Source organism: Streptomyces rishiriensis (assembly GCF_003112535.1).
GTDB classification, from domain to species: Bacteria; Actinomycetota; Actinomycetes; order Streptomycetales; family Streptomycetaceae; genus Streptomyces; species Streptomyces rishiriensis.
In genome coordinates, this window is the sequence record NZ_BEWA01000032.1 from 40,309 (window position 1) to 46,496 (window position 6,188).

Consider the following 6,188-nt stretch of genomic DNA (forward strand, 5'->3'; position numbering starts at 1 on the left):
GTGACAACCGTACGAGACAAAGGAACTGAACGAGTGTCAGACGAGTCGCAGACGGACGCCGCCGTTCGCCCCGCCACGTTCCCCAACCCGGTGATCCCCGGCTTCCACCCCGACCCCAGCGTCTGCCGCGTGGGCGACGACTACTACGTCGTCTGCTCCAGCTTCGAGTACTTCCCCGGCATCCCGGTCTTCCACAGCCGCGACCTGATCCACTGGACACAGATCGGCAACGCCCTCGACCGGCCGAGCCAGCTGCGCCTGCCCGCCGACGCGCCGTCCTCCGGCGGCATCTACGCCCCCACCCTGCGCCACCACGACGGCCGCTTCTGGCTGATCGTCACCAACGTGACCGACGGCGGCGGCAACATGCTGTTCACCGCCACCGACCCCGCCGGGCCCTGGTCCGACCCGATCCGCCTGCCCGGCGTCCCCGGCATCGACCCCGACCTCGCCTGGGACGAGGACGGCGCCTGCTGGTGCACCGTCGCCGGGGTCTCCCAGGTCCGTATCGACCCGTACACGGGCGAGACGTCGGAAACGCCCCGCAAGCTCTGGTCCGGCGCACCCGACGCCAAGGCTCCGGAGGCGCCGCACCTGTACCGGATCGGCGACCACTGGTACCTGCTCATCGCCGAGGGCGGCACCGAGCGCTGCCACGGCGTCTCGATCGCTCGCGGACGCACGCCGGACGGCCCGTTCGAGCCGTGCCCGGACAACCCGATCCTCACGCACCGCGGCACCGACCATCCCGTCCAGAACACCGGCCACGCGGACCTGGTCCAGGGTCCCGACGGCTCCTGGTGGATGGTGGTGCTGGGCGTCCGGCCGCGCGGCGGCACCCCGGGCTGGCACGTGCTGGGGCGCGAGACCTTCCTCACGCCCGTCACATGGGTGGACGGCTGGCCCGTCGTCGCCAGGGTGACGACCGAACTGCCCGCGCCCTCCTGGCCGCTGGTCCCCGGACCCGTCGAACCCGTCCGGGACGACTTCGACCTGAGCGAGCTGCGCCCGCAGTGGATCTCGGTACGCGACCGTCCCGCGGAGCACTGCACCACCGAGGAGCGGTCCGGCTGGCTCACCCTGCGCGCCCGGGGGGCTTCCCTGGACGATCCGGACGTCGTGTTCGTCGGCCGCCGCCAACAGCACCTGGCCTGCCGGGCGCGCACCCGGATCGACCCCGCGCAAGGACACGGCGGCCTCGCCGTCCGCCTGGACGAACGCCACCACTACGAGATCGAGGCCCGCGAAGGAGAGGTGCGTGTGCTCAGCCGGGTCGGACCGCTGCGCACCGTCGAGGCGTCCCGGCCCGTGCCCGCCGGGCCCGTGACTCTCGCCGCACGGATCACCGGCGCCCCGCAGCGGGACTCGCGCAGCGGGCCGGACACGCTCACGCTCGGCGTCGAGGAGCCGGACGGCACGTTCACCGCGCTCGGCGCCCTCGACGGCCGCTATCTGTCGACCGAGGTCGCCGGCGGCTTCACCGGCCGGGTCATCGGCCTGTACGCCTCGTCCGGCACCGTCCACTTCGACTGGTTCGACTATGAACCGCTCCGCGCCTGAACCGGCGCCGGGCCTGAACCGGCGCCGCGCACGGGCACGCATCCCCGCCGGAAGACGATCCCCTGCCTCGACCCCCTGTCGTTCCATCCCCCCACGGGCGGAACCCCCGCTCGGCCAACAGAGAAAGAGGTCCGAAGATGAAGGGAACGCACCGCACACCCGGCCGCCGCAGCCGCGGCCCCGGCCGGGTGCTCGGCCTCCTCCTGGCGCTGGTCGCCGCGATCGGACTGACCAGCACCACCGCGCCGGCCGTGCCACGCCACGAGCACGCGTCCTCGGCACGGCTGCCCCGGCTCGCCGCCGCGTCCCGGGACACGGTGGCCGCGATGCAGCCCAGCTGGAACCTGGGCAACACCCTGGACGCCAATCCCGACGAGACGTCCTGGGGCAACCCCCTGGCCACGAAGGCCCTGTTCGACACCATCAAGGCCCAGGGCTTCCGCAGCGTGCGGATCCCCGTCACCTGGAGCGGACACCAGTCCTCCACCGCCCCCTACACGATCGACGCGACCTGGATGAACCGCGTCGAGCAGGTGGTCGACTGGGCGCTGGCCGACGGCCTCTACGTGGTGATCAACGTCCACCACGACTCGTGGCAGTGGATCTCCGCCATGGCCACCGACCATGACAACGTCCTCGCGCGCTTCAAGGCCACCTGGACCCAGATCGCGGCCGCATTCAGGGACACCTCGCAGGCACTGCTCTTCGAGAGCAACAACGAGCCGCAGTTCGACAACACCACCGACGCCCAGGGCAACCAGTACAACAACGAACTCAACACAGCGTTCCACACGGTGGTACGCCGGTCCGGGGGCGGCAACGCGACCCGCCTGCTCATGCTGCCGAGCCTGCACACCAATGCCGGCCAGGACTTCCTGGACGTCCTGGTCAGCGAGATGAAGTCACTGAACGACCCCCGGCTCGTGGCCACCGTGCACTTCTACGGCTGGTACCCGTTCAGTGTGAACATCGCCGGCGGCACACAGTTCGACGCCACCGCGCAGAAGGACATGAGCGACACCTTCAGCCGGATCCGCACCACCCTCACCTCCCAGGGAATCCCCGTCTACCTGGGCGAGTACGGCCTGTTGTCGTACCCCGACCACAACCACCCCGCCCGCGTAGAGCTGGGCGAGGCGCTGAAGTACTTCGAGCAGTTCGGCTACGAGGCCCGCGCCGCCGGCGTGACCACGGCCCTGTGGGACGCCTTCAACTTCCTGAACCGCAGCACGCTGCAGTGGCGCGACCCCGCGCTGATCGACCAGATCAAGTCGGGCTGGACCACCCGCTCGGGAACCGCGTCCTCGGACCGGATCTTCCTGGCGAAGTCGGATGCGATCACGGCCAGGACCCTCACCCTCAACCCGAACGGCCATGCTTTCCGGGGGCTTTGGCAGGGCAGCAGCAAGCTCGCCCGGGGCCGGGACTACACCGTCTCCGGCGACCGGCTCACGCTGACCGCGGCGGCGCTCACCCGGCTGGCGGGCAACCGCGCGTACGGGATCAACGCGACCGTCGAGGCCCGCTTCTCCCGGGGCCTGCCCTGGAAGATCCACGTGACCACCTACGACCGGCCGGTCCTGTCGGACGCGACCGGGGACACCAACGGCGTCACCATTCCCACCCGGTTCCGGGGCGACCTGCTGGCCACCATGGAGGCCACGTACGCGGACGGCGGCAACGCCGGCCCCACCGACTGGACTCCCTACCAGGAGTTCAACGAGGCGTTCTCGCCCGACTACCCCGACGACGCGCTGCTTTTGACCTCGAAGTTCGTCAACTCGCTGCGTGACGGCGCGCAGGCGACGCTCGTCTTCCACTTCTGGAGCGGAGCCACCGCGACGTACCGCGTGACGAAGTCCGCAAGTTCCGTGACCGGCACCGTCGGCTGACGGGCCCGTCCGACACGCCGGACCGCCCGTTGAGACCTTCGACGCCGTGGGGACCGAGACGCCGGCGGACTCGGCGATGTACGCGATGGTGACCGCTGCCGGTCCGGAAGGGAGAGGATCTGCCCGAGCGGCCGTACGCCGCGACGCGGGAGCGCCACGGCGTACGGGTGGGGGCGGTGTGGACGGGGCCGCGGGTCAGCCGGTCATCGCCTCCCGGACGAGCGCGGTGTCGACGAACTGCTCGAAACGGGCGATGAGCCCGCCGCGCACGACGAAGTGGTGCGCGACCCGCACGTCGATCGCCTTGGAGGTGGCGTTGTTGACGGCGGTGTAGCGGGCCAGGACGACGACGTTCTCGCCGTCGACGACGTAGGTGTCGTCGTGGGCGGTCCAGTCGGTCCAGTCCGCGCCGAGCCGTTCCATCACGTTGGCGGTGACGCCCTCGGGGGTGCGGTAGGTGCCGGCGAGGGGGAATCCCGCCATCTCGGTCCACTCCACGTCCGGGGCGAGGGTGGCCCGAAGGGCCTCCAGGTCGCCTGCCGCGGAGGCCAGGTACTGGCGGCGCACGACGTCGGCGGGGGCGGTGGAGGTCGCGAAGTCGCTCATGTCAGCCCCACTTCATCTCGCCCTTGGCGACCTTCGCACCGATCTGCGCGGCGATCAGCATGCCGTTGCCGGGGTAGCGCTCGACCAGTGCCTCGGTCAGCGCGGCGCCGTCGGCGGCCCGGCCGAGCTCCTCCTCGAAGGCGACCAGGTAGTCGCGGGTGGCGGAGACGGCGGACACGTCCGCCGCCGTGCCGGGCAGACGGTGGCCGGGCACGACCAACTGCGGCTCCAGCGCGGCCATTTCGTCCAGCAGGTCGATCCAGGCGGCGCGGTCGCCCGGGGTGGGGGTGTCGGCGACCCATACGTGCTCCTGCTGGAACAGCAGCACGCCGCCGAGCAGGGCGCGGTGCTCGGCCTGCCACAGGTAGTGGCGGTCGGGCAGCGCGGCCGGGCCGCCCTTGAGCTCGAAGCGGTGCCCCTCCAGGGTGATGTCGCCGACGAGGGGTTCGAGGTCCACCAGGCGGGTGGGCAGGTTGGCGCCGAGGGCCGCCCACGCCTTGAGCTTGCCCTCGTAGGAGTGCTGGATGTGCTCGATGACGAGCGGGGTGGCGACGAACTTCGCCTCCGGGAAGGCGTCGGCGACGACCTCCGCGCCGAAGTAGAAGTCGGGGTCGGCGTGGGAGACGAAGACGGTGGTGAGGGTCTTGCCGGAGTCCAGGATCTCGGCGGCCAGGCGGTGGCCGTCGGCGCGGGTGAAGGCGGCGTCGACCAGGAGGGCGTCGCGCTCGCCGGTGACGAGGGTGGCGGTCTTGTTCTTGCTGCCGGCCGGGAAGTCCAGGTCGAGGATCTTGAAGTCGAGCGTGCTCATGACGGTTCCTTCGAGGAGGGGGACGGAGAGGGGCTCGGGGACGACGGGGGTCCGGGGAAAGGTCTCGGGGACGGGGGCGCGCAGGACGGGAGACCGCGCAGGACGGTGCGGGGAGCGGGGTCGGGGACGGGGTGGGGAGAGGGCGGGTCGGGCACGGGGGGCGCGGGGCGGTGGTGTCAGGAGGAGCGGGTGGCGGCGAACGCCGCGAGCCGCTCCTCCACGTCTTCGGCGCCGGCCCGGCCGCGGGCCAGCACGGTCACGTCCTCGCCGTCCGCGGCGAGGAGCGTGGGGAAGGCGTCGACGCCCAGCGCGGCCGCGCGCGCGAAGTCGGCCCGGGCCGCGGCCTCGGCCTCGGCCCCTTCGAAAGCCGGGACGACGACGTCGGCGTCCAGACCGGCCCGTTCGGCGACCTTCCGGTAGGTCGCCCGATCGGAGAGACTCAGGCCGTCGACGTAGAAGGCGTCCTGCAGCGCCGTGGCCAGTTCCACCGCCCGTGCGGGGGCGGCCCGGCGCAGGGCGGCGACACCCCGCGCGGCGGCCTGCGAGTCCATGACGAACGAGCCGTCGCCTATGAGCCGCTCGTAAGCCTCTCCGAACTCGGCGCCGGTGAGCTCGGCGATCTGGGCGTTCGCGCCCTGGACGTACCCGAACGCGCGGATCGGCACCCGGCGGGATCCGGTGAACAGGCCTCCCGAGACCACGTCCACGTCGAGCTCCGGATGCCGCGCGGCCACCTCGCGCACGGTCGGGGAGAAGCCGTGCGACCAGCCGCAGTAGGCGTCGAACACGTAGATCAGCTTCATCGCGCACCTCGGCAGACAAAGGTATGGCGCCCACCGTGTGCGGGCGGTTCACCTGACCAACAATATCTGACTCGTCAGATATTCCGCTCGTCGGCAGTGGGGGCGCGCCGCCGGCTCCGCCGTCCGGGATGTCGCGCCCGAGCCCCTGAACTCCACCAGGAGCCCCGGAGGTGAGTGCATGCCGAACACGCCGCCGTCCGGGTGCCGTTCGAGAGGTTCACCCGGTCGACACCGGTCGGCAATCCGCCGCCGACCCACTGGATCAGACCAGGCGGTCAAATTTTGATCTCCCTCGCCAGAGCCGGCGACAGGAGAGGGTTACCAGCGGTACGGTCCCGCTGCCCCTCCCCCACTTCACAGGAGCTCCCCTTCATGCGCCGTCTTCTCACCTGCCTCGCGGCAGCGGCCGTAGCCTGCGGCGGGTTCGTCGCGACCGCGTCCCCCGCCGCCGCGGCGGACCCGGCCTCCGGGTCCTTCAGCACCCTCGCCTACAACGTGGCGGGCCTGCCCTCGGCCCTG

The 6,188-nt window shown here is 71.6% G+C and carries 5 protein-coding genes; 2 read left to right on the forward strand and 3 right to left on the reverse strand.

Annotated elements, in window-relative coordinates; genetic code table 11:
• Positions 1-33 precede the first annotated feature (33 nt).
• Together Sri02f_RS38530 and Sri02f_RS38535 are read left to right on the forward strand one after the other, a co-directional pair.
• Positions 34-1,560 carry a glycoside hydrolase family 43 protein gene (locus Sri02f_RS38530; protein ID WP_109005954.1) on the forward strand — a complete coding sequence of 509 codons (1,527 nt, stop codon included), beginning with the start codon at positions 34-36 and terminating at the stop codon, positions 1,558-1,560.
• Between the two features lie 137 nt (positions 1,561-1,697).
• Positions 1,698-3,452: a cellulase family glycosylhydrolase gene (locus Sri02f_RS38535; protein ID WP_109005955.1), complete on the forward strand. Its 1,755-nt coding sequence runs from the start codon at positions 1,698-1,700 to the stop codon at positions 3,450-3,452.
• Positions 3,453-3,647: 195 nt separating this feature from the next.
• On the opposite strand, the gene Sri02f_RS38540 is transcribed toward Sri02f_RS38535, so the two are convergent.
• From Sri02f_RS38540 to Sri02f_RS38550, 3 genes are all read right to left on the reverse strand, one after another.
• Positions 3,648-4,058 carry a nuclear transport factor 2 family protein gene (locus Sri02f_RS38540; RefSeq protein WP_109005956.1) on the reverse strand — a complete coding sequence of 137 codons (411 nt, stop codon included), beginning with the start codon at positions 4,056-4,058 and terminating at the stop codon, positions 3,648-3,650.
• A gap of 1 nt (position 4,059) precedes the next feature.
• The gene (locus tag Sri02f_RS38545; protein ID WP_109005957.1) at positions 4,060-4,866 is read right to left on the reverse strand and encodes an MBL fold metallo-hydrolase; all 807 of its coding nucleotides are present in this window, start codon (positions 4,864-4,866) and stop codon (positions 4,060-4,062) included.
• 176 nt (positions 4,867-5,042) lie between these two features.
• Complete coding sequence (locus Sri02f_RS38550) at positions 5,043-5,669, reverse strand: DsbA family protein (RefSeq protein WP_109005958.1); 627 nt, start codon at positions 5,667-5,669, stop codon at positions 5,043-5,045.
• Positions 5,670-6,188: the final 519 nt, after the last annotated feature.